This window comes from Aeromonas sp. R7-1 (assembly GCF_040908115.1).
Taxonomy (GTDB): domain Bacteria; phylum Pseudomonadota; class Gammaproteobacteria; order Enterobacterales; family Aeromonadaceae; genus Aeromonas; species Aeromonas caviae.
The window spans coordinates 14,109-38,676 of record NZ_JBFODD010000065.1; the positions used below are offsets into that span (position 1 = coordinate 14,109).

General features: G+C 63.2%; 24 protein-coding genes and 2 pseudogenes. 6 read left to right on the forward strand and 20 right to left on the reverse strand.

Translation table 11 applies throughout. The features are described from left to right. Positions 1–75: 75 nt before the first annotated feature. The 6 genes and pseudogenes from AB5Y51_RS20695 to AB5Y51_RS20720 all read right to left on the reverse strand — a co-directional run bounded on the left by AB5Y51_RS20695 (position 76) and on the right by AB5Y51_RS20720 (position 4,629). On the reverse strand, positions 76–846 hold the full coding sequence (locus AB5Y51_RS20695) for a cobalamin-binding protein (protein ID WP_368179141.1): 771 nt from the start codon (positions 844–846) through the stop codon (positions 76–78). A gap of 61 nt (positions 847–907) precedes the next feature. After that, a complete protein-coding gene (locus AB5Y51_RS20700; protein ID WP_368179121.1) occupies positions 908–1,840 on the reverse strand; it encodes a cobalamin biosynthesis protein in 933 nt (310 codons plus the stop codon). Positions 1,841–1,866: 26 nt separating this feature from the next. Then, complete coding sequence (gene mtnN / locus AB5Y51_RS20705) at positions 1,867–2,559, reverse strand: 5'-methylthioadenosine/S-adenosylhomocysteine nucleosidase (RefSeq protein ID WP_010674306.1); 693 nt, start codon at positions 2,557–2,559, stop codon at positions 1,867–1,869. Positions 2,560–2,658: 99 nt separating this feature from the next. Then, entirely contained in the window at positions 2,659–3,417 is a 759-nt protein-coding gene (locus AB5Y51_RS20710; RefSeq protein ID WP_041215436.1) for an ABC transporter substrate-binding protein, read from the reverse strand. Positions 3,418–3,559: 142 nt separating this feature from the next. Further along, positions 3,560–3,676, reverse strand: a pseudogene (locus AB5Y51_RS20715) (ZIP family metal transporter); the annotation flags it as partial. Positions 3,677–3,699: 23 nt separating this feature from the next. Then, complete coding sequence (locus AB5Y51_RS20720; protein WP_039038671.1) at positions 3,700–4,629, reverse strand: ZIP family metal transporter; 930 nt, start codon at positions 4,627–4,629, stop codon at positions 3,700–3,702. Positions 4,630–4,924: 295 nt separating this feature from the next. Between AB5Y51_RS20720 and AB5Y51_RS20725 the strand changes: the two genes are divergently transcribed. After that, positions 4,925–6,556, forward strand: coding sequence for a methyl-accepting chemotaxis protein (locus tag AB5Y51_RS20725; protein WP_041215434.1), 1,632 nt, complete (start codon positions 4,925–4,927; stop codon positions 6,554–6,556). 69 nt (positions 6,557–6,625) lie between these two features. Here the strand turns inward: AB5Y51_RS20725 and gloA are convergent, their stop codons facing one another. From gloA to rsxA, 8 genes are all read right to left on the reverse strand, one after another. Continuing rightward, the gene (gene gloA, locus AB5Y51_RS20730) at positions 6,626–7,033 is read right to left on the reverse strand and encodes a lactoylglutathione lyase (protein ID WP_039038673.1); all 408 of its coding nucleotides are present in this window, start codon (positions 7,031–7,033) and stop codon (positions 6,626–6,628) included. 77 nt (positions 7,034–7,110) lie between these two features. After that, positions 7,111–7,752 (reverse strand): endonuclease III, encoded by a 642-nt coding sequence (nth, locus tag AB5Y51_RS20735; RefSeq protein WP_368179124.1) that lies wholly within the window; start codon positions 7,750–7,752, stop codon positions 7,111–7,113. A 14-nt stretch (positions 7,753–7,766) separates the two neighbouring features. Next, complete coding sequence (locus tag AB5Y51_RS20740; protein ID WP_368179125.1) at positions 7,767–8,525, reverse strand: electron transport complex subunit E; 759 nt, start codon at positions 8,523–8,525, stop codon at positions 7,767–7,769. 16 nt (positions 8,526–8,541) lie between these two features. Then, complete coding sequence (gene rsxG / locus AB5Y51_RS20745) at positions 8,542–9,174, reverse strand: electron transport complex subunit RsxG (protein ID WP_042015982.1); 633 nt, start codon at positions 9,172–9,174, stop codon at positions 8,542–8,544. A 43-nt stretch (positions 9,175–9,217) separates the two neighbouring features. Next, positions 9,218–10,270: an electron transport complex subunit RsxD gene (gene rsxD / locus AB5Y51_RS20750; RefSeq protein WP_010674314.1), complete on the reverse strand. Its 1,053-nt coding sequence runs from the start codon at positions 10,268–10,270 to the stop codon at positions 9,218–9,220. Positions 10,271–10,273: 3 nt separating this feature from the next. Then, positions 10,274–12,895: an electron transport complex subunit RsxC gene (gene rsxC / locus AB5Y51_RS20755; RefSeq protein WP_368179127.1), complete on the reverse strand. Its 2,622-nt coding sequence runs from the start codon at positions 12,893–12,895 to the stop codon at positions 10,274–10,276. Positions 12,896–12,909: 14 nt separating this feature from the next. Then, positions 12,910–13,476 carry an electron transport complex subunit RsxB gene (gene rsxB, locus AB5Y51_RS20760; RefSeq protein ID WP_042017194.1) on the reverse strand — a complete coding sequence of 189 codons (567 nt, stop codon included), beginning with the start codon at positions 13,474–13,476 and terminating at the stop codon, positions 12,910–12,912. 4 nt (positions 13,477–13,480) lie between these two features. Beyond that, positions 13,481–14,062, reverse strand: coding sequence for an electron transport complex subunit RsxA (rsxA, locus tag AB5Y51_RS20765; RefSeq protein ID WP_039038677.1), 582 nt, complete (start codon positions 14,060–14,062; stop codon positions 13,481–13,483). Positions 14,063–14,173: 111 nt separating this feature from the next. Between rsxA and AB5Y51_RS20770 the strand changes: the two genes are divergently transcribed. Next, positions 14,174–15,070: a DMT family transporter gene (locus AB5Y51_RS20770; protein ID WP_041215431.1), complete on the forward strand. Its 897-nt coding sequence runs from the start codon at positions 14,174–14,176 to the stop codon at positions 15,068–15,070. A gap of 61 nt (positions 15,071–15,131) precedes the next feature. Continuing rightward, complete coding sequence (locus AB5Y51_RS20775; protein ID WP_039038678.1) at positions 15,132–15,329, forward strand: hypothetical protein; 198 nt, start codon at positions 15,132–15,134, stop codon at positions 15,327–15,329. 72 nt (positions 15,330–15,401) lie between these two features. Here AB5Y51_RS20775 and AB5Y51_RS20780 read toward each other — a convergent pair whose 3' ends face one another. From AB5Y51_RS20780 to AB5Y51_RS20790, 3 genes and pseudogenes are all read right to left on the reverse strand, one after another. Further along, entirely contained in the window at positions 15,402–15,935 is a 534-nt protein-coding gene (locus AB5Y51_RS20780) for a methyl-accepting chemotaxis protein (protein ID WP_257978395.1), read from the reverse strand. A gap of 6 nt (positions 15,936–15,941) precedes the next feature. Further along, a pseudogene (locus AB5Y51_RS20785) lies at positions 15,942–16,700 on the reverse strand (PAS domain-containing protein); the annotation flags it as partial. Between the two features lie 467 nt (positions 16,701–17,167). Continuing rightward, positions 17,168–17,593 carry a DUF4124 domain-containing protein gene (locus AB5Y51_RS20790; RefSeq protein ID WP_039038680.1) on the reverse strand — a complete coding sequence of 142 codons (426 nt, stop codon included), beginning with the start codon at positions 17,591–17,593 and terminating at the stop codon, positions 17,168–17,170. 270 nt (positions 17,594–17,863) lie between these two features. On the opposite strand from AB5Y51_RS20790, the gene fabV reads away from it, so the two are divergent. Together fabV and AB5Y51_RS20800 are read left to right on the forward strand one after the other, a co-directional pair. Next, entirely contained in the window at positions 17,864–19,057 is a 1,194-nt protein-coding gene (gene fabV, locus AB5Y51_RS20795; protein WP_167825074.1) for an enoyl-ACP reductase FabV, read from the forward strand. Between the two features lie 162 nt (positions 19,058–19,219). Beyond that, complete coding sequence (locus AB5Y51_RS20800; protein ID WP_368179130.1) at positions 19,220–20,695, forward strand: YfcC family protein; 1,476 nt, start codon at positions 19,220–19,222, stop codon at positions 20,693–20,695. Between the two features lie 65 nt (positions 20,696–20,760). On the opposite strand, the gene AB5Y51_RS20805 is transcribed toward AB5Y51_RS20800, so the two are convergent. Beyond that, on the reverse strand, positions 20,761–21,975 hold the full coding sequence (locus AB5Y51_RS20805) for a pyridoxal phosphate-dependent aminotransferase (protein ID WP_005302243.1): 1,215 nt from the start codon (positions 21,973–21,975) through the stop codon (positions 20,761–20,763). Positions 21,976–22,331: 356 nt separating this feature from the next. Between AB5Y51_RS20805 and AB5Y51_RS20810 the strand changes: the two genes are divergently transcribed. Then, entirely contained in the window at positions 22,332–22,541 is a 210-nt protein-coding gene (locus AB5Y51_RS20810; RefSeq protein ID WP_010674028.1) for a DUF1653 domain-containing protein, read from the forward strand. A gap of 59 nt (positions 22,542–22,600) precedes the next feature. On the opposite strand, the gene AB5Y51_RS20815 is transcribed toward AB5Y51_RS20810, so the two are convergent. Both AB5Y51_RS20815 and dacB read right to left on the reverse strand, forming a co-directional pair. Next, complete coding sequence (locus AB5Y51_RS20815; RefSeq protein WP_010674029.1) at positions 22,601–22,858, reverse strand: GrxA family glutaredoxin; 258 nt, start codon at positions 22,856–22,858, stop codon at positions 22,601–22,603. Between the two features lie 202 nt (positions 22,859–23,060). Further along, positions 23,061–24,494 (reverse strand): D-alanyl-D-alanine carboxypeptidase/D-alanyl-D-alanine-endopeptidase, encoded by a 1,434-nt coding sequence (dacB, locus tag AB5Y51_RS20820; RefSeq protein ID WP_319883563.1) that lies wholly within the window; start codon positions 24,492–24,494, stop codon positions 23,061–23,063. Positions 24,495–24,568 lie beyond the last annotated feature (74 nt).

Sequence of the window (24,568 nt, forward strand, 5' to 3'; positions counted from 1 at the left end):
CAGAGTGGAAAGCATATTTTATGCCATATCTTGTGGCGAGCCATAAGGCAGCATCACCCGCAGCGACGCCGGGGATCAGGCCGATGGCGGGCTGCTGCTGGCGATGGCCTCGCACAGCTGCTCCACCGCGTTGAGGGCCCGCGGGGTGAAGCGGTGCAACTCATCGGGGTTGATGAGGACGAGCCGCTGCTGCTTGACGGCATCCAGCATGGACCACTGGCGCCAGTGGGCCAGCACGGCGGGATCCCGGCTGCTGGCCAGGATCAGGCCCGGATTGGCCTTGATCACCTGCTCCAGCCCGACCTGGGGATAGGGGGTATTGGCATCCGCCATGATATTGCGGCCACCGCAGAGTTTGATGGCGCGGCCCGGCCAGGTCGAGTCGTTGACGCTGGTGAGCGGCGGATACCAGAGCTGATAGAAGACAGAGACCGGCTTGGGCTTGCCGTAGCGCTGTGTCAGGGCATCGAGCCTGGCCAGATAGGCGTCGGCCTGCTGGTCGGCTTTCTGCCGGGTACCGAGCAGGCGCCCCAGGCTGCGTATCTCGTCGGCCAGGGAGGCAAAGTCGGTGGGCTCCGAGTAGAAGACGGGGATGCCGAGCTTCTCGACGGGGGCCAGCATACGGGACTGGGCCGAGCGCCAGGCCACCACCAGATCCGGCTTCTGGGCCAGCAGCGCCTCCAGGTTGATGCTGCGATAGTTGGCCACCCTGGGGAGGTTGGCCACCTCGGCGGGGTAATCGGAGGCATCGTCGGTGGCGACCACGCGATCCCCGGCGCCGATATCGAACAGCAGTTCCGTCAGATGGGGAGTGAGGCTCACGATGCGCTGCGGCGGGGTGGCCATGGCGCACAGTGAGGTGCCCAGCAGGCAGACAAACAGGCTCAGGGCACGAAGGGAAACGCGATCAGCCATGATTGAGCGCCATCCATGTCAGGAGCAGCGAGAGCCCGAGCCAGCCCCAGCCGGTCAGTTGCAGACGCTGCAGCAGGCGCAGGGGCAGGTTGGCATCGGGTTCGCTCCCCTCATCAAATACCGGAAAGCGCACCAGCTGGCCCTGATAGTAGCGGGGGCCGCCGAGTCGGCTGCCCGTGGCCCGGGCCAGCAGCGCGAGCAGGACCCCCATGGCGGGATGGGGCCAATGCAGCGCAGGCCGCACTCTGTTGCCCAGCCCGCGCACCTGGGGCAGGCACAGGGGGAGTGCCAGCAGCAGGATGGCGGGAGCGCAGAAACCCTGATAGAGCGCCGCAGCCGGGCGGCCGAAGTGGACGAACGCGTTCTGCTTGGGGTTCCACGCCAGATGGGTCAACTGGGCGAGCCGCACCAGCAGGGCACCCTGTACCCCGGCCAGGGCGAAGCCCAGCAGGGGGGCGGCCCACTGGCCGACGAGGCGCAGTACGCAGGTCTCGCTCACCGCCTTGTTCAACCCCATCACCGAGAGCTTGCCGGTTTCCCGCTTGAGCCAGGGGGCGACCTGCAGCCTCGCCACGACCAGCGTCTCCTGGGTCGCCAGGGCGCAGCTACCTCGGGCGAGTTCCCGCAAGGGGCGGGATTCGAGCATCAGCAGCAGGAACAGGAAGTCGAACAGGGGCTCGGACAGGGAGAGATTGCGCACCGCCCAGAGACCGGCAGCGCAGGGCACCCAGACCACCAGCAGGGCAAGGAGCCCGGCCTGGCTCTGCTGGCGCGGTGTGCCGTCGGGGCGATAGACCTTCTGGCCGAGGCGGGTGAGCAGAGGCACGGCTGCGCCGGGTCTAAAGCGTACGGGCCAGGGCAGCAGGGCCTCCAGCAGGGCGGCCCCCACCATGATGGCCGCCGTCGTGGAGGCGAGGGCGGTCATCAGAGCATCCCAGGAGGGGGCGTCGATCACAGCTTGCCGAGCAGCGCGATGATCACTTCGGCGGAGTGTTGACCCGCCACCTCGATGAAGGCATCGAAGGATTCCACCTGCTCCTTGCCGGCGATGTCCGACATGGCCCGTACCACCAGATAGGGCACCTTGAACATGTGGCACACCTGGCCGATGGCGGCCCCTTCCATCTCCACCGCCAGCATCTGCGGGAAGTCGGCACGGGCTTTCGCGATGGCGTCCGGCTTGCACATGAACTGATCGCCGGTGCAGATGAGCCCGACCTTGGTCTGGTGCTTGCCTTGCTCGGCAATGCAGGCTTGTGCCAGGGCGATGAGTTTTTCGTCGCAAGGGAAGGCGGCGGGCTGCTGGGCCATCTGGCCCATTTCGTAACCGAAGGCGGTCACGTCCACGTCGTGGAAGCGCATCTCGCTCGCGATGACCACGTCACCGATGTGCAGATCCTGGGCGAAGCCGCCGGCGGAACCGGTGTTGATGACGCAATCGGGAGCAAACTTCTCCAGCAGCAGGCTGGTGGCGACGCTGGCGGCGACCTTGCCGATGCCGGAGCGGGTCAGGATCACCTCTTTACCGGCCAGCTTGCCCTGATAGAACTCGCAGCCGCCCAGTTGCAGGGTGGTGGGCTCGCTCAGCTGGCTGCGCAGCAGGGCCACTTCCTGCTCCATGGCGCCGATAATACCTACTTTCATCATCTACCTCGTCTCGATGGCCGCTGGGCCGAAAAAGTTGGCGTGGATGATAGCAAAACTTGGCGGTGGCGCCGAGCATTGCGATGGCGCGGATGGGGGTCAGGGGTAGCGTCTGGCCAGGGCGGCCAGTTCACCACTGTCTGCGAGCCGTTGCAGGGTGTTGGCGAACAGGGTCAGGCGCTCGGGGGCACTGTGGCGATGGAACAGGATGTAGAAGGGAGTCTCTTCCATCACGGTGGGGAGGATGCGGATCTTGTCGGCCAGACCCTGTTCGCGCAAGTCGGACTCAAACCCCGGGGAGCGGTAGTAGACGAAACGGCCGCGCTTCATCAACAACTTCTCGTAGTTGGCCTGGTTGCTGATCCCGCCGCTGTCGATGATGAGGCCGCCGATGTCCTGGAGCCGGGCGATGGCGCCGCTGCCATGGTTGATGAGGATGATGCCCCCCTGGCCGAGGGCCCTGACATCCTGCCAGCTGCGTATCTCGACGGGATCGTCACGGCGCACCGCCAGGTGGTAGCGCACCGTGAAGATGGCGGGGGTCAGGACGATGAAGTGATCCCGCCTGGCCGGGCTCTCTCCCACGCCGCAGATGAAGTCCAGCTGGCCGTGCTGCACCTTCTTTTCCAGCCGTCGCAGCGGCAGGAAGCGCTGATCTCCCTCAATGCGAAGGGCAGGCTCCCTCGCTTCCATGAGCCGGAAGAGATCGACGCAGATCCCGCCGACATGCCCGTCAGGGAGCGTCACGTACTTGGGGGACGACGCCTGTTGCGCGGCCGTATGAAAGACCTCGGTGGCGCCAATGGCCCTGGCGGTGAGGACAAGCAGACACAGCAGCAGGATTATCCTGAGGGTCATCCGGGCAGGCTTCCGATGGGATTCAGGCGCCGTACATCAACCAGTCAAAGGGCGCCGGGGGCTCAACATTAGGCGATTTCCCCCTCTTATTTCAAGGGGTTCGCGCTGTCGTCACCGGGCGCACGGGGCTTGAGGGGGGTGATCAGCCGAGTGCGGTGTCGAGGGTCATCATCAGGGCGAAGCCTGCCATGAGCCCCAGGGTGGCGTGGGTCTGGTAGCCGTTGCGATGGGTTTCCGGGATCACCTCGTGGGAGACCACGGGTTGCATGGGGCGTCGGCGTCTCACCCCAGGGCTGTATCCAGTGTCATCATCAGGGCGAAGCCTGCCATCAGGCCCAGGGTGGCGTGGGTCTGGTGGCCGTTGCGATGGGTTTCCGGGATCACCTCGTGGGAGACAACAAACAGCATGGCACCAGCCGCGAGCCCGAGGCCGATGGGGTAGGCGATGGCCATGCCGCTGGCGAGTCCGACCCCGAGCAGGGCGCCGAGCGGTTCCAGCAGGCCGCTGCCGATGGCGACCAGCACGGCCACCGGCGGGCGAAAACCGGCTGCGCACATGGCCAGCGCCACCGCCAGTCCTTCGGGAATGTCCTGCAGGGCAATGGCGGTCGTGAGGGGCAGTCCCACCGTCATGTCCCCCTGGGAGAAGCTGACCCCGATGGCCATGCCTTCGGGCAGGTTGTGCAGGGCGATGGCGAAGACGAACAGCCAGACCCGTGAGCAGCTCTCATGGCCGGGACCACAGGGGCCGGTCTTGTCGTGTTCGTGAGGGGTGAATTGATCCAGTCCCAGCATCAGCAGCACCCCGAGGGTCATGCCGGCCACCACCACGGCGGCGGCGAGGAAGCCGTCACCCGTGATCCCCTCGGCGGCCTCGAGCCCCGGCAGCAGCAGGGAGAAGGCGCTCGCCGCCAGCATCATGCCGGCGGCGAACCCCAGCATGGCATCCTCCACCCGTTGGGGGACGGCGCGCAGGAACAGGGCAGGCAGGGCGCCCAGCGCCGTGGCGGCAAAACCCGCAGCGCCGCCGATGAGGCCATAGCGTACCCCGGGCGTGATCTCTCCTGCGGCCAGCATGACGAGACTCTGCACCAGGAGCAGCAGCACGGCGACCAGGGCGAGCAGCAGCCCCAGGGCGATGAGGGGGCGATCCGCTATCTGCTCGCGCAGTTGGACAGACCAGGAAGGGGAGAGGGTCGATACGTTGTCCATGGGGCCTCTGAAGACAGGAATGGGGAGAGACGAGCGGCCATTACATAACCTAGCCCCTGCTTTGTCCATGACTGCGGACCGATTGTGGCAATCGGCTCAAGTTTTGCGTCGAGCTGGTCGCTCCTGTGCTGGCAGCCTCGTGGCGGGCACAAGGCCCGGCGTGGGGCGAGCGGGAAGCAAGGGATCCCCTCTCTTCGCTCCCATCGTCATTTCCCGTCAGGAGTCTCGGGTCACCGCTTACACGGATGTGATCATTGTGTCACTGCACATCTGCAGTCGAGGATCACCAGCCAACATGTCTTACAAGCATCTCTCCATCGGCAAGAAGATTGCCGCCGTCTTTGCGGTCATTGCCGTCATCAACGCCGTCTTCGGTCTGTTTCTCGCCACCGAACTGCGGGACATTCGGGATCGGGTATTGAACTTCACCGACTCCACCCTGCCAAGCGTGCTCTCGGTGGACAACCTGCTCTACGACGTCTCCTATGTGCGCCGTGCCCAGTTTGCCCTGCTGATGGTGGAAGATGCCGTCGACAGGCAGGTTCGCCGCGCCCGCATCCAGGAGAGCCTGGGCAAGGTGCAGCAGGTCATGGATGCCTACGAGGCAACCGTGGGGGCCGAGCATGAACGCCAGGCCTTCAACCGCGTCAAGCAGCAGTGGCTGCAATATCTGGGGGCCGTCAACCAGGTGGATGCCCTGTTGTTCCAGGGCCGCAGGGATGAGGCCAGGGAGGCGCTGTTTCGCTCGAACGGGCTCTACACCGAGCTGGAGCTGGCGGTGCGTGCCCTGGTGAAGGTGAATCTTGGCTTTGTGGAAGAGAACCGTGGCAGCCTGCTTGGCAGCGTCACCATGGTGATGACCTTTGCCGTGGTGAGCATCGCGACCCTGCTGATCTTCATGGGGGTCATGACCTGGTTCCTCACCCGCCAGATCTGCCTGCCCCTGCAAGCCGTGGTGGCCCAGGCCAATGCCATCGCCCTGGGGGATCTGACCCATCGGCTGGATCGCCAGCACATCGGGCAGGACGAACTGGGGATGCTGGCCAGCGCCTCCCTCAAGATGCAGGACAACCTGCGTGGGCTCATCGAGGAGGTGGCCGCCGCCGTGACCCAGCTGGGGGCCGCCATCGAGGAGGTGAGCGCGGTCTCCGAGCAATCATCCCAGGGGATCCAGAGCCAGCAGCAGGAGATAGCCCAGGTCGCCACCGCCATGGCCCAGATGAAGGCGACGGTAGCGGATGTGGCGGGCAACACCGAGGTGGCCTCGGAGTCGGCAAGCTCCGCCAATGCCCTGGCTCGTCGCGGCAGTCAGGATGTGCAGGGGGCCCTGGATGCCATCACCCGGGTGGCCGGTGAGATGGAGCAGGCGGGCAACCTGGTGAGTGAACTGGAGAAAGAGTCTGCCCAGATCAACCTGGTGGTGGATGTCATTCGCGGCATTGCCGACCAGACCAACCTGCTGGCACTCAATGCCGCCATCGAGGCGGCCCGTGCCGGTGAGCAGGGGCGCGGCTTTGCGGTGGTGGCCGACGAGGTGCGCACCCTGGCGGGGCGTACCCAGGCCTCCACCGGCGAAATCGTCGCCATCATCGAGACCCTGCAGGCTCGTGCCAACCGGGCGAAGTCGGTGACCGGCCAGAGTTGCGAGATGATCCGCCAGTGCGTGAGCCAGAGCGAACGCACCAGCGCGGGCATTCGTCAGATTGAAGAGGCGGTGGCCCAGATAGCCGACATGGCGATCCAGATTGCCAGTGCCTGCGGCGAGCAGGATGCGGTCTCCGATGAGCTGGGCCGCAACGTGGCGCGCATCAACGACTCCTCCAACGAGGTCGCGACCGGCGCGGATCACACCGCCAAAGCCTGTCTGGAGCTGAGCCAGCTGGCGGCGGGTCTGCGCCAGAGCATGGGGCGCTTCCGCCTGGCCTGACGGTGGTTGCAGCCAATAAAAACGGGGCCCTGGGCCCCGTTGTTTTTCTCACCGCCAGGCGGCGTGGGCTCAGGCGCCCAGGCCGTTACCGGCGTCTTTCTTGGCAATCAGCTCAATCTTGTAACCGTCCGGGTCTTCCACGAAGGCGATGACGGTGGTGCCGCCCTTCACCGGGCCCGGCTCGCGGGTGATCTTGGCGCCGGCGGCGCGCAGTGCCTCGCAGGTGGCATAGATGTCGTCCGCTTCCAGGGCGATGTGGCCATAGGCGGAACCGAGCTCGTACTCGCTCACCCCCCAGTTGTAGGTGAGCTCGATGACGGCTTCATCCTTCTCGTCGCCGTAGCCGACGAAGGCCAGGGTGTACTTGTATTCGCTGTTCTCGCTCTTGCGCAGCAGTGTCATGCCCAGCACTCGGGTGTAGAAGTCGATGGAACGTTGCAGATCGCCGACGCGCAACATGGTATGCAGAATTCTCATTGCTCAATTCTCCGGGTTGGTGGATTGGTACTGCCTTGAATCCATGGCCCGAGACCGGATCCGCAGAGGCCTGCAGATCAACTCTCGGGATAGACCTTCTCTTTGTATTCGCACAAATCTTCGATGATGCAGGAGCCGCAGCGGGGCTTGCGGGCGAGACAGGTGTAACGTCCGTGCAGGATGAGCCAGTGATGCACGTCCAGCTTGAACTCGGCGGGGACCACCTTGAGCAGCTTCTCCTCCACCTGATCGACGTTCTTGCCCACGGCAAAGCCGGTGCGGTTGGAGACCCGGAAGATATGGGTGTCGATGGCGATGGTGGGCCAGCCGAAGGCGGTGTTGAGCACCACGTTGGCCGTTTTGCGGCCGACGCCGGGCAGGGCCTCGAGGGCCTCGCGATTCTCCGGCACCTCGCCGCCGTGGCGCTCCAGCAGAATGGCGCAGGTCTTGATGACGTTCTCGGCCTTGGTGTTGAAGAGGCCAATGGTCTTGATGTACTCCTTGACCCCGTCCACCCCCAGATCCAGCATGGCCTGGGGGGTGTTGGCCACCGGATAGAGCTTGTCGGTGGCCTTGTTGACGCTGACATCGGTGGCCTGGGCCGAGAGCAGCACGGCGATGAGCAGCTCGAAGGGCGTGGTGAAGTTGAGCTCTGTGGTGGGATGGGGGTTGTCGTCCCGCAGTCGCTCCAGGATCAGCCTGCGTTTCTGGTTGTTCATGGATCTCTCTTGTCTCAGAGCTGGGTCGTGCGGGCGCCCGCCGCCGGCACGGTGCAGTGGGCCTTCTCGGCACTCTGCTTGCGGCCCATCCAGTCGTTGATGGCGTTTTTGCCAGCGATCATCAAACCGAGGCCGATGAAGCCACCGGGGGGCAGGATCGCCAGCAGCAGGCTGGCGTCGGTGTGGAACAGCTCGACGCGCAATGACTTGGCCCAGTCACCCAGCAGCAGCTCGGCACCGTCAAACAGGGTGCCCATGCCAATGATCTCGCGCAGCCCACCCAGTACCAGCAGCACCAGGGTAAAGCCCAGCCCCATCATGAAGCCGTCGAGGGCGGCAAGCAGAGGCGGGTTCTTGGAGGCATAGGCTTCGGCGCGGCCGATGATGACGCAGTTGGTGACGATGAGGGCGATGAAGATGCCGAGCGCCTGATAGAGGCCGTAGGTGTAGGCATTCATCAACAGCTGCACGCTGGTCACCAGGGCTGCGATGATCATCACGTAGACCGGGATGCGGATATCCTTGGGCACCCAGTTGCGCACCAGGGAGACGGCGAGGTTGGAGCAGACCAGTACCACCATGGTGGCAAGGCCGAGCCCCAACGCATTGGTAAAGGTGGAGGAGACCGCCAGGGTGGGGCAGAGTCCCAGCACCTGCACCAGGGAGGGGTTGTTCTTCCACAGTCCCTGCAGCATCAGCTCCTTGAGCTCTTCGCGGCGGCCACTTTCCCCGGCGGGTTGGCTGGCCGTGTCAATCACGTCGACTTGTTCCATAGCGTGTGCTCCGGCGTTAGGGGTTGGTATGGCAGGAGGGGGCATCGTGCAGCAGTTCGGGGTGCTCCTGTTGCAGCCTCAGCAAATTTTTCACCGCCTTGACCACGGCCCGCGGGGTGATGGTGGCCCCGGTGAAGGCGTCGAATTCGCCGCCATCCTTCTTCACCGCCCAGGTGGCGTCGTTGTCGGCCGTGAGGGACTTGCCGGTGAAGCTGTCGATCCAGCTGGATTTCTTCAGCTCTATCTTGTCACCAAGTCCCGGGGTTTCCTTGTGGGCCAGCACCCTGACCGCGCTGACGGCCCCTTTTGCATCGGTGCCGACCACCATGCGAATGGCTCCACTGTAACCATCGGGGGCCACGGTTTCCAGCGCGTAGCCGGTGTGCACCCCCTTGAGGGTGGCGGTATAGAGGGGCATGGGCTCATTGCTGCCCAGGTATTCCCGGCTGCTGACCAGCTTGCAGCTGGCCACCAGATCGTTGTCATAACTCCCCTCGGGCAGCAGGGCCTGCAGGGTGCGCAGCTTCTCCAGCTCTTGCTGGTGGGCGATGCGATCCCGGGTCAGTTCGTTGGTCAGCACCACCATGGCGGTGCAGCCGAGGGCAAAGAGGGCCAGGGTCAGGCCATTCTTGCGCATGCTTTTCAACATGGGAGGCTCCCTGTCTCGCGTCTGCGGCAATTCAGATGTGGGTTCATTTGCGACGGGCTCCATAGACCTTGGGGCGGGTCAGACTGTCAATCAGGGGAACGCACAGGTTGGCCAGCAACACGGCGAAGGCGAAGGCATCCGGATAGCCGCCAAAACGGCGGATGACATAGACCAGCACTCCGATGAGCACACCGTAGACGAGGCGCCCCTTTGCGGTGGTGCTGGCACTCACCGGATCGGTGGCGATGAAGAAGGCCCCGAGCATGGTGGCACCGCTGAACAGGTGCAGCATGGGGGTGGCGGTGGCATCCGGGGTGGCCAGATAGCCCAGGGTGGCAGCGAGCAGCAATGCGCCCAGCACGGCAGTCGGAATGCGCCAGTTGATCACTTTCTGCTGGAGCAGGAAGAGGCCTCCCAGCAGGTAGCCGAGGTTGACCCAGCTCCAGCCGATGCCACCCCAGCCCTCGAAGACCTTGTGGGTCATCACTTCGGTGGCGGTCAGCCCCTGGGTCAGCCCGGTCTTTAAGGTATCCAGCGGCGTGGCCATGGTCAGGCCATCCACCCCCTGCTTGAGCTGCAGCATGCTGTAGCCGTCGAGACTGAAGCCGGTGAAGATCACCGAGGCCGCATCGGCGAAGCCGATGTCGTAGGCGGCGATGCTTGAAGGGGGCAGCCAGCTGGTCATCTGGACCGGGAAGGAGACCAGCAGCAGCACATAGGCCACCATGGCAGGATTGAACAGGTTCTGACCGAGCCCGCCATAGAGATGCTTGGCGATGATGATGGCGAACGCCGTGCCCAGCACCAGCATCCACCAGGGCAGCAGGGGGGGCAGGGAGAGACCGATGAGCACGGCGGTGAGCGCCGCGCTGCCATCCAGCAGGGCCGGTTTGACGGGGCGGCCGCGCAGGCGAAGGACCAGGGCCTCCGAACCCAGGGCCGTGACCAGCGCCAGCAGGATCTGGATCAGGGTCCCCCAGCCGAAGAACCAGGTCTGCGCCAGGAAGCCGGGCAGGCAGGCCAGGATCACCAGCACCATCAGGGTCTGGGTCTGTTTGCGGTTGTGGGCAAAGGGCGCACTCGCGATATTGAACATGGGTCAGTGGCTCTTGTCGGTCGAAGGGGAGGAGGCAGCCTCGGCCGCCAGCTTCTTGGCTTTGGCCCGGGCGATGGCCGCCTTCTTGGGGTCCACCTCGGCGGCGGGCCCGGATGCGGCGGCCAGGGCCTCAACGGCGTTATCGGTTGTGTTCACGGATGTCTTATCCGCGTCCACCGGCGTGTCCCCTTGCGCCTGGGCGGCTTTTTTGGCCTTGGCCCGTGCGATGGCGGCGGCAATGGCCGCCTTCTTGGGGTCCACCTCGGCGGCGGGCCCGGATGCGGCGGCAGGGGCCTCGGCGGTGGCGGTATCGCTTGTGTTCACGGATGTCTCACCCGCGACCACAGGCCCGTCACCTTGCGCCTGGGCGGCTTTCTTGGCCTTGGCCCGGGCGATGGCGGCGGCAATGGCCGCCTTCTTGGGATCCACCTCGGCGGCGGGCTCGGATGCGGCGGCAGGGGCCTCAACGGCGTTATCGGTTGTGTTCACGGATGTCTTATCCGCGACCACCGGCCCATCACCTTGCGCCTGGGCGGCTTTCTTGGCCTTGGCCCGGGCGATGGCGGCGGCAATGGCCGCCTTCTTGGGGTCCACCTCGGCGGCGGGCTCGGATGCGGCGGTCGGGGCCTCAACGGCGTGTTCGGTTGTGTTCACGGATGTCTCACCCGCGACCACCGGCCCATCACCTTGCGCCTGGGCGGCTTTCTTGGCCTTGGCCCGGGCGATGGCGGCGGCAATGGCCGCCTTCTTGGGGTCCACCTCGGCGGCGGGCCCGGATGCGGCGGCCGGGGCCTCAACGGCGTGTTCGCTTGTGTTCACAGATGTCTCACCTGCGACCACCGGCCCGTCATCTTGCGCCTGGGCGGCTTTCTTGGCCTTGGCCCGTGCCAGGGCGGCGGCGATGGCTGCCTTCTTGGGATCCAGCTCTGCCTTGGGAGGTTGCTCCCCAGGTGCCGGGGTGTCAGCCAGCTCATTGTCCTCGCCATTGGCCGCCTTGGCGGCACGACGGGCGATGGCCTCCTGCTTGCGCGCCTCACGGGCGGCAATCATGGCCTCGTTGTCCGGTGCGGGTTCACTCACGGCCACCTGGGCCGTCTCCTGTTTGGCCTTGATACGGGCCAGGGCGGCGGCGACCGGATCTTCGCCCCCGGCCGTCGTCATGGCCTGGCGACGCTGGGCTGCGGCCTCGGCGTGGCGGGCTTCGCGGGCCGCCTTCTCACGCTCGAAGCGAGCCTGCTTGGCCTCGAAGCGCTGCTTGGCACGTTCGGCCTTCTCGGCCTCGGCACGGGCCTCGCGGATGTCATCCTTGGCGATCTTGTAGTACTGCACCAGGGGGATTTCGCTCGGGCAGACCCAGGCACAGGCGCCGCACTCGATACAGTCAAAGAGGTTGAGCTTCTCGGCCTTGTCGTACTCCTTGACCCGGCTGTACCAGTAAAGCTCCTGGGGCAGCAGGGTGGCGGGGCAGGCATCGGCGCAGGCACTGCAACGGATGCAGGCCTGTTCCGGGCCGGGGGGCGGCAGCTCGGCGCGGGTGGGGGAGAGCAGGCAGTTGGTGGCCTTGACCACGGGGACCATGGCGTGGGGCAGGGTGAAGCCCATCATGGGGCCCCCCATGATGACCCGCTGATCCGCCTCCGGTTGCAGCTCGAAACGCTGGAGCAGCCAGCGTACCGGCGTGCCCAGACGTACCCAGGCATTGCCGGGTTTCTTGAAGGCGTCGCCGGTGAGGGTGACGATGCGCTCGATGAGCGGCTCCCCATCGATGATGGCGCGCTTGATGGCAAAGACGGTGGCGACGTTGAGCACCATGATGCCCATGTCCACCGCCCGGCCTCCTTTGGGCACCTGGCGTCCGGTGAGCAGCTCTATGGTCTGTTTGGCGCCGCCGGAGGGGTACTTGGTCGGTACCGACTTGACCAGCACGTCGGCGTCGCTGGCATGGCGGGTCAGGGCCTCGATGGCCGCCGGTTTGTTGTCTTCCACCCCGATCAGGGTGAGCTTGGGCTTGAGCAGGTGCTTGAGTACCCGGATGCCGTCCATGATCTCGTCGGCGTACTCCTGCATCAACCTGTCATCCGTGGTGATGTAGGGTTCGCACTCCAGCCCGTTGACGATGAGGATCTCGGTGAGCTGGCCACGGCCGTCGAGCTTGCTGTGGGTCGGGAAGACGGCGCCGCCGAGCCCGGCGATGCCGGCCTGCTGGATGCGCTCGAGCAACTCCCCCCGCTCCAGATTCCAGTAGTCAGGCTGGGGTGTGCGCTCGCCCCAGGCATCGTCTCCGTCCGGGGTGAGGAGGATGCAGAGATCGTCAAGACCGGAGGGGTGCGCCACCGTGTGCTGTTCGATGGCGGTGATGGTGCCCGAGGTGGAAGCGTGCACCGGCACGATGCGCCCCTTGTCAAAACGGGTGAGGGGTTGCCCCTTCTTGACCTTGTCCCCCACCCGCACCAGCAGTTCGCCGGCCGGACCCGCGTGCTGGCGCACCGGAATGATGAGCTGGGGGGGAAGGCCCGCGTCAACGACGGGGGTCAGGCTTGACTGGTGCTTGTTCTCGGGGGGATGGATGCCGCCGTGAAAATCCCACAGAGTGCCGGCTTTGATGCGTTCGAGCAGATGCTGCATGGTTACTCCGCTGTTTATTCCACTATCTTGACCGGAATGGCGACCTTGGCCAGATCCCATTTCCAGTTGTCGACCGTGGTCGGCACCGGGATCATTTCGATACAGTCGGTCGGGCAGGGGTCGACGCAGAGATCGCACCCGGTGCACTCGGCCGCGATGACGGTGTGCATCGCCTTGGTGGCACCCAGGATGGCGTCGACCGGACAGGCCTGGATGCACTTGGTGCAACCGATGCACATGTCTTCGTGAATGAAGGCCACCTTCTTGACGGGGATTGCCGCGTCTTCACCGCCGTCCAGAGACTGGGGCTCGACCCCCATCAGGTCGGCAATCTTGCGCATGGTGGCGTCGCCACCGGGCACGCACTTGTTGATCTTGTCGCCATTGGCCAGGGCTTCGGCGTAAGGTTTGCAGCCCGGGTAACCGCACTGGCCGCACTGGGTCTGGGGCAACAGGGCATCAAGCTGATCGACGATGGGATCGGCCTGCACATGAAACTTGACGGCGGCAAAGCCGAGAATAATGCCGAAGGCCAGGGCAAGCAGGGCCAGCACCAGAATGGCAAAGAGTATGTGAATCATAGCGTTATATCTTGATGAGGCCGGTAAAGCCCATGAAGGCCAGCGACATCAGGCCAGCGGTGACCATGGCGATGGAGACGCCACGAAACGGTGCCGGCACGTCGGCGGCCACCAGCCGCTCACGCATGGCGGCAAACAGGATCAGCACCAGAGAGAAGCCGACGGCGGCCCCGAAGCCGTAGATGATGCTCTGGATGAAGTTGTGGCGCTCGTTGATGCTGAGCAGCGCCACGCCGAGCACGGCACAGTTGGTGGTGATGAGCGGCAGGAAGATGCCGAGCAGGCGATAGAGGGTCGGGCTGCTCTTGCGGATCACCATCTCGGTGAACTGGACCACCACGGCGATCACCAGAATGAAGCCCAGGGTGCGCAGGTAGGCGATCTCCAGCGGGATCAGGATGTAGTGCTCCATCAGATAGGAGCAGGCGCTGGCCAGCGTCATGACGAAGGTGGTGGCCAGACCCATGCCGATGGCGGTTTCCAGCTTGCCGGAGACACCCATGAAGGGGCAAAGGCCGAGGAACTTCACCAGCACGAAGTTGTTGATCAGCACGGTGCCGACCAGTAAAAGCAGGTACTCAGTCATTGAAGATGGGTTATCCGGTATGAAGGCGGCCGTATTATCTGATGTTAGGTGCCTTTAGACAACCGCAAGGCCGTATGGTTATTATTCGAATGCCCAATTCATGGAGGCATTGTGCGCCTTTTACCCGTCCTGACGCTGACCCTGGCCATGCTGCTCTGGTCCAGCTCCTTCATCGCCCTCAAACATGTGCTGGAAATCTGGTCCTTCGGTCAGGTGCTCTTCATGCGGATGGGGGTGGCGTCCTGTTGCTGGCTGCTCTGTTACCGCCAGCTTGGTCACGTCACTTACCAGAAGGGGGATTGGCGCTGGTTGGCCCTGATGGGGGCGCTTGAGCCCTGCCTCTACTTCCTTCTTGAAGTCAACGCCCTGCGTTACACCAGTGCCGGCCAGGCCGGCATGGTCTGTGCCCTGCTTCCCCTGATGGTGGCCCTGGTGGCCTTCGTACTGCTTGGAGAGCGGGTGAGTCGCCGCCAACTGCTGGGCTTTGCCATCGCCATCGTTGGCATCGCCCTGCTGGGGTTGGGGGAGGGCGCCGACGAGTTCGCTCCCAACGCCCTGCTCGGCAACAGCCTGGAGATGGGCGCCATGCTCTGCGCCGCCACCTATTCTGTGGTATTCAAGAAGCTCTCCAGCCGCTACGGCGTGATGACACTGACGGCGTTGCAGGCCTTCGTCGGGACGCTCTTCTTCGCGCCCTTTGCCTTCAGTGCGCCCTGGCCCGCGAGCTGGGCCTGGCAGGACATGGGGGTCATCCTCTTCCTCGGTGCCTTCGTGACCCTGGGTGCCTACCTGCTCTACAATTGGTCGGTGACCCAGGTGAAGGTGACCCTGGCGGCGGCCTATGTGAACCTCATACCGGTCTTTACTCTGCTGCTCGCCTATCTGCTGCTGGGAGAGACGCTCACGGCCCTGCAATGGGTGGCCTGCGCCGCCGTGCTGGTCGGCATCGGGGTGGGCCAGCTGCCGTCCGGCAGGAAGCGTGCGCAGGCAGTCGCCACCGGGGGATGAGTCGCCGCCATTGGGCTACAGTCTGGGCAGGGAAACACGCTGTCGAAGAAGGAGCCGACCGATGAGCGACATGCACTTGCTGGCCGCGGCCAAAAGCCTGTTGAGCCATCCCCCCTTTACCCTGGCCGATGCCAGAGCCCTGGAGGCGCTGGAAGAGGAGGCTGTGGGGGAGGAGGGGCTCTGCATCGCCGCGCTATGGGACATCGCCCTAGCGCTGGCGGACGAGGAAGCCAGACACTATCTCCTGGGGGATGGCTGAGCGGGTGTCGGGTGGGCGGACAGCAATGACAACGGGGGGCCTGGGCCCCCCGTTGTCATTGGCAGCTGTCGCTCAGATGGAGAGGCTCTTGACGGTGTCCGACACCGAGTTGGCGTCCTCGATGATCTCCTTGATGACATCGGCGATGATGGTGGCCTGCTCCTGACCTGCCACCGCCTTGTCGGAGACGACGGAGACGGTCTGGGTGATCTGGGAGGTGATCTCCGAGTTGTGCTTGATGACGGTGACGATCTCGCTGGTGGAGCTGGAAGTGCGCGCCGCCAGTTGCCTCACCTCGTCGGCCACGACCGCGAATCCCCGTCCCTGTTCCCCGGCGCGGGCCGCCTCGATGGCCGCGTTGAGGGCCAGCAGATTGGTCTGATCCGCGATGCCGCTGATGGTGGAGATGATGGATTCGATGCTCCTGGATTGCTGGTTGAGCTGCTCTATCTGCTTGCTGACCGCATTGACCGAGGTGTTGATGTGAGAGGAGGTGTCGAGCACCCTGTCGATGACCTCCCGCCCCCTGGCGGCGCTCGCGACGGTTTCGCTGGCGATGGCACACGCCTTCTGGGCCGCTTCCCGGGTGGAGATGGATTTCTCCACCCGCTCGGTGATGTCGCTCGCCAGCTTGATGATTTTGACCACCTTGCCCTCGTGGTTGAAGATGGGGTTGTAGGTGGCCTCCAGCCAGATCTTCTCCCCCCGGTGACCCAGGCGCATGAAAAGCCCTGACTTGATGTCACCCGAGCCGAGATCCTGCCAGAAATGGGGGTTGTTCTGGTAGAAATCGCTGTCACAGAAGAGGCGATGATGCTTGCCGACCACCTCTTCCAGCCGGTAGCCAAAGCAGTTGAGGAAATTCTGGTTGGCGGTGATGACGGTGCCATCGGGTTGGAAATCGATGACCGCCAGGGACTTGTCCAGCGCTGCCAGCAGGGCCTGGGTGCGCTCCAGAGTGGATTGCTGCTGGGTCACGTCGGAGGCGACCTTGGCGATCCGCACCACCTTGCCGTCGATCACGATGGGGAAATAGGTCGCCTCCAGCCACACGGCCTTGCCGGATTTCGACTGGCGAATAAAGCGGCCGCTGCGGGAGACGCCGTGGCGCAGATCCTGCCACAAGGTCTCGTAATCCCGGGTATTGACGTCGTCGGGGAAGCAGAGGGTGCTGTGATGCTTGCCGATCACCTCGTCACGCTCAAATCCCACGATCTTGAGAAACAGCTCGTTGGCGAAGGTGACCACTCCCGCCGGGGTGAACTGGACGAAGGGGACCTGCAACTGGATAGCCTGTTCAAATGCCCCCAGCTCCACCACCCTTGCCGCTTGCTCACTGGCTTCCTTGCTTGCTTTTTGATTCCAGAACATGACAGTGCTCCTCCATGAGACCCTTGAATGGGATAACGACCAAATCTGAGTAAATTAACAATAGCATTGCGTCCTGATGAGTCGTCATCGAACTCAAATTAACTTTTTATTTTTCAATGTTGATAAATGGCTTTTAAATTGTGGGGTCTCGTACAAGGGTTATTTATCTCCTGGGCCGCCCTGGCCCCAGGGAATATTGGCATGAAGGCGCCTCTTTTGGCACTGACTATTCTATATATCGCCTTCATATGAACCCAGTGGCGCGCCATGTGGCCTATATGGGGACTCAATGAGTCTTATATGGGCACAGTGAAATAGGTGGAGGCGGGGATCTGGAAATAGCCGCTATCTGACTCTCTGGTGTGAGAAATAAACGGCCAAGGGTGTGAGTTTTTGGATATGCGGCATGTGTGAACCCGTGACGACATTGCCGCTTCGGTATATTTCCTGTCCCGAAACCGGGGTATTTATTTTGCCTGCAAGGTGGAGAGTTTCTGGTTCAGGGACTCAATCTCTTTCTGATATCGGGTAGTGACCGACTGCATCTCTGCCGAGACATTGCGGGATCTTGCCTTGTTCTCCGTGATCTGGGTCATCTCGTTGTTCATCTTCTGCTTTTTGGCCTCGATCTCGGTGCGCAGCGCCTCGGCCTGGCGTTGTTTCTGGCCGTTCGCCAGGCTCTGCTCTATCTCCCGGGTCTGGTTGGCCGCCTGCTCCACCGCCTCGGGGGAGGGGGTATAGACATTGAGTGCCATGGGTTTGGCGTCGCTGCTGCAGGGGATGTCGCTGAAGGTGATCTGCCCATCGCGGGCGCATTGATAGACAGCCGCCTGGACAACGGGGACGGTGGCAAGCCCCAGGCAGGCGAGAGAGATGACCAGCATGCGTGACATAGACTCCTCCTTGAATCCTCTTCCTTGCACACTAGTACATGGCGCAAGGTCAGACAACGGCCTCGTTCCGGGTGTGACATTCCGGTCCTCACGTTGCCTCTCTCTGGTCCATGGCGGGGAGATCTCCTGCGCAATGGGTGTGCCATGGCGGCATAAAGCGACGGATCCCTGCCTGTTTCCCCGCAGTTCAACACATCAGAGCACCATAACGGGCCGCAATGAGGTATCTTATGCCCCGATTTCATCCATCAAACGGATAAGAGACAACACATGATCATCAAACCCAAGGTTCGCGGCTTTATCTGCACCACCACCCACCCGGTCGGTTGTGAAGCCAATGTTCGTCGCCAGATCGCTTACACCCAAGCCAAGGGCGCCATCGAGAATGGCCCCAAGAAGGTGCTGGTGATCGGCGCTTCCACCGGCTATGGTCTGGCCTCTCGCATTGCCGCAGCCTTCGGCAGCGGAGCTGCCACCATCGGTGTCTTCTTCGAAAAGCCGAGTTCCGAGACCAAGACGGGCTCCGCCGGCTGGTACAACTCCGCCGCCTTCGACAAGGCCGCCAAAGAGGCCGGCCTCTACGCCAAGAGCATCAATGGCGATGCCTTCTCCCACGAGTGCCGTGCCAAGGTGATCGAGCTCATCAAGCAGGATCTGGGTCAAATCGATCTGGTGGTCTACTCCCTGGCCTCTCCGGTTCGCAAGCTGCCGGACACCGGCGAAGTGGTGCGCTCCGCCCTCAAACCCATCGGCGAGGTCTACACCTCCACCGCCATCGACACCAACAAGGATCAGATCATCACCGCCACCGTCGAGCCGGCGAATGAGGAAGAGATCCAGAGCACCATCACCGTCATGGGCGGCCAGGACTGGGAACTGTGGATGGCGGCTCTGCGCGATGCGGGTGTGCTTGCTGACGGCGCCAAGTCCGTGGCCTACTCCTACATCGGTACCGACCTGACCTGGCCCATCTATTGGCATGGTACCCTGGGGCGCGCCAAGGAAGATCTGGACCGTGCCGCCACCGCCATCCGTGGCGATCTGGCCGCCAAGGGGGGGACCGCCCACGTGGCCGTGCTCAAATCCGTGGTAACCCAGGCCTCCTCTGCCATTCCCGTGATGCCGCTCTACATCTCCATGGCCTTCAAGATCATGAAGGAGAAGGGCATCCACGAGGGTTGCATGGAGCAGGTGGACCGCATGATGCGCACCCGCCTGTACGGCGCCGGCATGGTGCTGGACGAGCAGGCCCGCATCCGCATGGATGACTGGGAACTGCGTGAAGACGTGCAGCAGACCTGCCGTGATCTCTGGCCCTCCATCACCACCGAGAACCTCAGTGAACTGACCGACTACACCGGCTACAAGCAGGAGTTCCTGCGCCTGTTCGGTTTCGGTCTGGACGAGGTGGACTACGATGCGGACGTGAATCCGGACGTGCAATTCGACGTGATCGAGCTGTAAGTCGGTCGTCAGCACAGACAGGGCCCTGCGGGGCCCTGTTTTTTTGCAGCAGACTCAACCTGTTGCCTCAGGTTTATTATCCGCGATCACCTTTTTCCCCGAACAAACCCGCTAGGCTTGCGCTGTCCGGATCACAGACGGCACCGCCGAGGTACGAAAGTCATGACCACAACCCATGAGGCGCCCAAGAAGCGCCAGCTCCCCACGGTTTATACCCTGCTTTTCATCATCATCGCCCTGATGGCGGCCCTCACCTGGGTGCTGCCGGCGGGCAAATACAACTATGTGACGGCCAAGACCCAGCAGCCGGTTGCGGCGGCGGCCGCGGCCGACTACAGCGGTGACGAGCGATTGCTGCCGGTACCCGGCAGTTACACCGAGCTCCCCTCCCAACCCCAGGGGGTATTCGATGTGCTCAAGGCGCCCATCCAGGGCTTTCACAAGGCGGCGGACGTGGCACTGTTCGTGCTCATCATCGGCGGCTTTCTGGCGGTGACCATGCAAAGCGGGGCGCTCGATGCCGGGGTCGGGGCCATAGTGCGCACCTTCGCCGGGCGCGAGCGGCTGCTCATCCCGGTGCTGATCGCCCTGTTTGCTCTTGGCGGCTCCACCTTCGGCATGGCGGAGGAGACGGTGGCCTTCTGGGCACTCATCGTGCCGGTGATGATGGCGGCGGGCTTCGATCGCATGGTGGCAGCGGGGATCATCCTGCTCGGCTCCGGGGTCGGGGTGCTCGCCTCCACCGTCAATCCGTTTGCCACCGGCATCGCCTCCGGCTTTGCGGGTATCCCCATCGGTGAGGGGATTGGCCTGCGGGTCATCCAGTGGCTGCTGCTGGTGATCTTCGCCTCCTGGTTCGTGATGCGCTACGCCAGGCAGGTGCAGCAGGACAAGTCCCGCTCCGTGCTGGCCGATATCGTCTATGACGACGAGTTCTCCCAGATGAAGAGCGGCAACCTCGCCTTCAGCGGCAAGCAGAAGCTCACCATGCTGGTCTTCTTCGGCACCTTCCTGCTGATGATCTATGCGGTGGTGCCCTGGTCGGATCTGGGCATCGATCTGCTGCCCACCCTGGGCTGGTGGTTCGACGAGCTATCTACCCTCTTCTTCAGCGCCTCCATCCTGATTGCCCTCATCAACCGGATGCCGGAGTCCAACTACGTGGCGACCTTCCTGAACGGGGCGCGGGATCTCATCGGGGTTGCCCTGGTGGTAGCGGTGGCGCGCGGCATCTATGTGGTGATGGAGCACGGCGTCATCATCGACACCATACTGCACTGGGCCGAGGGACTGGTGAGCGGGCTGTCGTCGTCGGTCTTCATCCTGATGGCCTATCTGGTGCACATCATCCTGAGCTTCTTCATTCCCTCCACCTCGGGGCTCGCGACCGTCTCCATGCCGTTGATGGGGCCGCTGGCGGACTTCTCCGGCATCTCGCGGGATCTGGTGATCACCGCCTATCAGTCCGCCTCCGGCTGGATCAACCTGTTCGCCCCCACCGCCGCTCACCTGGTGGCGGGGCTGGCGCTCGCCAGGATCCCCTACGATCGCTTCGTGCGCTGGGTGCTGCCCTTCATCATCGGGGTGGCCCTCATCACCATGGCGGTGCTGGTGGCCGGGGCCCTGCTCCACGGCTGATGGCGCGAATAGAAAACGACAGACAACAAAAAGGCTCCCGAAGGAGCCTTTTTCATGAGCCTTGCTTACTGCTTGTAGCCCTTGAGGAAGCGGGCGAGACGGCCGATGGCCTCTTCCAGCTCCTCTTCCCGGGGCAGGAACACCAGGCGGAAGTGATCCGGCGCCGGCCAGTTGAAGCCGGTGCCCTGCACCAGCAAGAGCTTCTCCTGCTGCAGCAGGTCGAACACCATCTTCTGGTCATCGCGGATGTCATACACCTTGGGGTCGAGGCGCGGGAACATGTAGAGCGCCCCCTTGGGCTTGACGCAGGAGACCCCGGGGATCTCGTTCAAAAGCTCCCAGGCTTTGTCCCGCTGGCGACGCAGGCGGCCCCCCGGCAGGATCAGCTCGTTGATGCTCTGGTAGCCCCCAAGGGCGGTCTGGATGGCGTGCTGCATGGGCACGTTGGCACACAGCCGCATGGAGGCCAGCATCTCCAGTCCCTCGATATAGCCCTTGGCACGACCCTTGGGACCGGTGATGACCATCCAGCCCTGGCGGAAGCCGCAGGCGCGGTAGGCCTTGGAGAGGCCGTTGAAGGTCACCACCATCACATCGTCGCACAGGGTGCAGACGCTGGTGTGGGAGATGTCGTCGTAGAGGATCTTGTCGTAAATTTCGTCGGCGAAAATGATGAGGTTGTGCTGACGGGCGATCTCGATCACTTCAAGCAAAAACTCGCTGCCGTAGACGGCGCCGGTCGGGTTGTTGGGGTTGATCAGCACCAGGCCGCGGGTGCGCGGGGTGATGCGGGCGCGGATGTCGTCGAGATCCGGATACCAGTCAGCCCCTTCGTCACAGCGGTAGTGCACCGCATGGCCGCCGGAGAGGGTGACGGCCGCGGTCCAGAGCGGGTAGTCGGGGGAGGGCACCAGCATCTCGTCGCCGTTGTTGAGCAGCGCCTGCATCGCCATCACGATGAGCTCGCTCGCACCGTTGCCGATGTAGATGTCGTCGATGTCGACCTTGCGCATCCCTTTTTGCTGGTAGTACTGCATCACCGCCTTGCGGGCGGAGAAGAGCCCCTTGGAGTCGCAGTAGCCCTGGCTTTGGGGCATGTTGAGGATCACATCCTTGATGATCTCCTCCGGTGCTTCGAAGCCAAACGGGGCCGGATTGCCGATGTTGAGCTTGATGATGCGGTGACCTTCGTCTTCGAGACGGCGAGCTTCTTTGTGCACCGGGCCGCGGATGTCATAGCAGACATCGTCGAGCTTGTGCGACTTGTCGATAGTGAACATGGTGAGCGTGATTCCTTCCCCGTGGGGCGCGTTGGCAGAAAAGCTGTTTTTAGTATCAAATTTCTCTGCCCCTATTCTTCACAGAATTGAATGCTAGAACAATCTAATTTATGGAATAAATCCCTGATATTTACCCCTGAAACAGGGTTGTTGAAATGTTAAATTCAGCATGATCGTTTGCCTCTCTTTGGTAGATCAGTGAAAGATGAGGGGCAGATTCATAAAGCAACATGAGTGTATTGAAATATCTCCCCCATCTGGCACGATTGGCTGGGGTAAAAAAGGCCCCGACCCGTCGATCTGCCAGGGGAGCACGCAGGCACGGGGGCTCATCTTCCCGCTCTCGAGGTTCACTCATGCAGGCACCCGCCACCGGTCGCTACCGCCATTTCAAGGGGGGCTATTACCAGGTTCTGGCCCTGGCCTTGCACACCGAAACCCAGGAGCAGCTGGTGATCTATCAATCCGAACAGGATGGTCAGGTTTATGCCCGCCCCGTCGCCATGTTCATGGAGTGGATTGAACATCAGGGACAGGTGGTGAGCCGCTTCACGCCGGTGGCCTGAGGCAGGTTTGGCGACATGAAAAAAGGCGCCAGAGGCGCCTTTTTTCATGGTGTCGGGGCTTACAGACCCAGATTGGCTCTGGCATAGGCCTCAAAATCGGTGCAGCCGCCGATGTGCTGCTCATCCAGGAAGATCTGCGGCACAGTGGTGACCGGCTTGCCCGCCTTGGCGGCGAGATCGTCCTTGGTCAGTCCGGCCACGTTGATATCCACGTAGCGGAACTCGAAGTCATCGCGCTCCTCGGTCAGTTGCTCGGCAATCTGCTTGGCACGCACGCAATAGGGGCAACCGGGACGACCAAAAATCTCTACAAACATCTTTTCTCTCCATTAAACAAGCCGTTGAAGAAGGCCATTGAGATGAGGCTGGGCACAGCATAGCCCTGGCGCCCTGTCAGTCAAAGCTGAAAATTGCGATGCTTACGTTCGCCATCTCCGATTGCGCCCACTGCTGATGACGGCGCCAGCGTCCCCCAAGGCCGGGGAATCGGGCCGCCTTGCCGGCAAGGCAGCCCGTCTATCACTGCTCGACGATCTGGATGGGTTGCTGCTGGTAGATACTCTCCAGCACGCCTTTTTCGAAGACGGTCCAGGGCCAGGGCGCCTTGCTGGCGCGGTAGCGCTCGTGGGTCGCCGGATCCTGGGAGAGACCGCGCTGGAACATCACGAAGGCCTTGCGCTGGCCACCGGCCGTGTCGATGAAGCCAGCGAGGTTCGACGTACCTGTGATGGTACCGGTCTTGGCGTGTACCTTGTTCTTCATCATGGGAGCGGTGACGCTGCGTCGCCAGGCCAGGGTGCCGTCCACCTGGGAGCTTGGCAGCAGCTTGATGAAGTCGAGCTCGGCATCGTTCTTCTGGATGAAGTTCAGCACCGACAACATCTGGCGCGCGCTGATGAGATTGTGGGCGGAGAGGCCGGAGCCGTCGGCCAGGGTGGCGTTGCCAAGGTCAATGCCGTGCTTGGTCAGGATGGCGCGCACCGCCATGGTGCCGCTGCGATAGCTGCCCGGCTTGTTGTAGTAGTGACGCCCCACGGTTTTGAGGAAGGTATCGGCGTAGAGGTTGTCGGACTTTTTCAACATCTTGGCGAGCATCACCGGCAGGGAGACAGAGTAGTGGGTCGCCAGGGTCTGGGCACCGACAGGGGCCTGATGGGTGACCCGCAGCAGGCCGTCGTGGCTGATGCCGGCGCGGTTCATGGCCCAGCGGATGTTGTCCCAGCCCCAGGCTTCCACGTCGTGGATGGCAAAGCGCAGCCCTTGCGGCTCCTTGTTCGGGGTGATGCAGCCCTTGAGCTCGTAGAAGTTGCCCTTGGCCATGTCTACTTCCAGAGCGCAGAACTGGCGCGCCATGTCGCCATAGCTCATCACCTCCACGTTGTCGGCACCGATGCCGATGGGCACGCCGGTGGCCACGTTGCCCACCGCAGGCTTGCCAATCTGGGTGGCGGTGATGGTGCCGTAGGCGCAGTTCTTGTCGATGATGACCGAGGAGACGGGGGCGGCGAAGCAGAGGGTCTGATCCCCCCAGGACCAGCCGTTACCGCGCTCGTAGCCGTTGTAGGCACCGGTGTTGACATAGACGTTGCCCTGAATGCGGGTGACGCCCAACTGTTTGAACAGGGCAACCAGATCCATGCGCGACAGGGTCGGGTCGCCGACGAAGTTGATCCAGATGTCGCCGTTGATGGTAGTGCCCTGTTTGGCGCCGGGCTGGGCCTGGATGTCGGTGGCGAAGCGGAAGTCGGCACCGAGTTCGAGGCGTGCGGCGAGCGCGGTGAGCACCTTCATGGTGGAGGCGGGGGCTATCATGTCATCGGCGTGACGGGCAAATTCCACCCCGTTGCTGCCCTGTACGATGACGGCGTACTGGCCCCCCTTGGGCGGGGTCAGCGGGGCGGCGTGGACCGCCAGAGAAAAGAGAGCACAAAAACCAATCAACAGCCGCTGCATAGGATCCTCTAACTGAACGAAAGGGCGGCATCATAAACCGCCCCGATAATCAAACCGGGTGACTGCCGGGTATC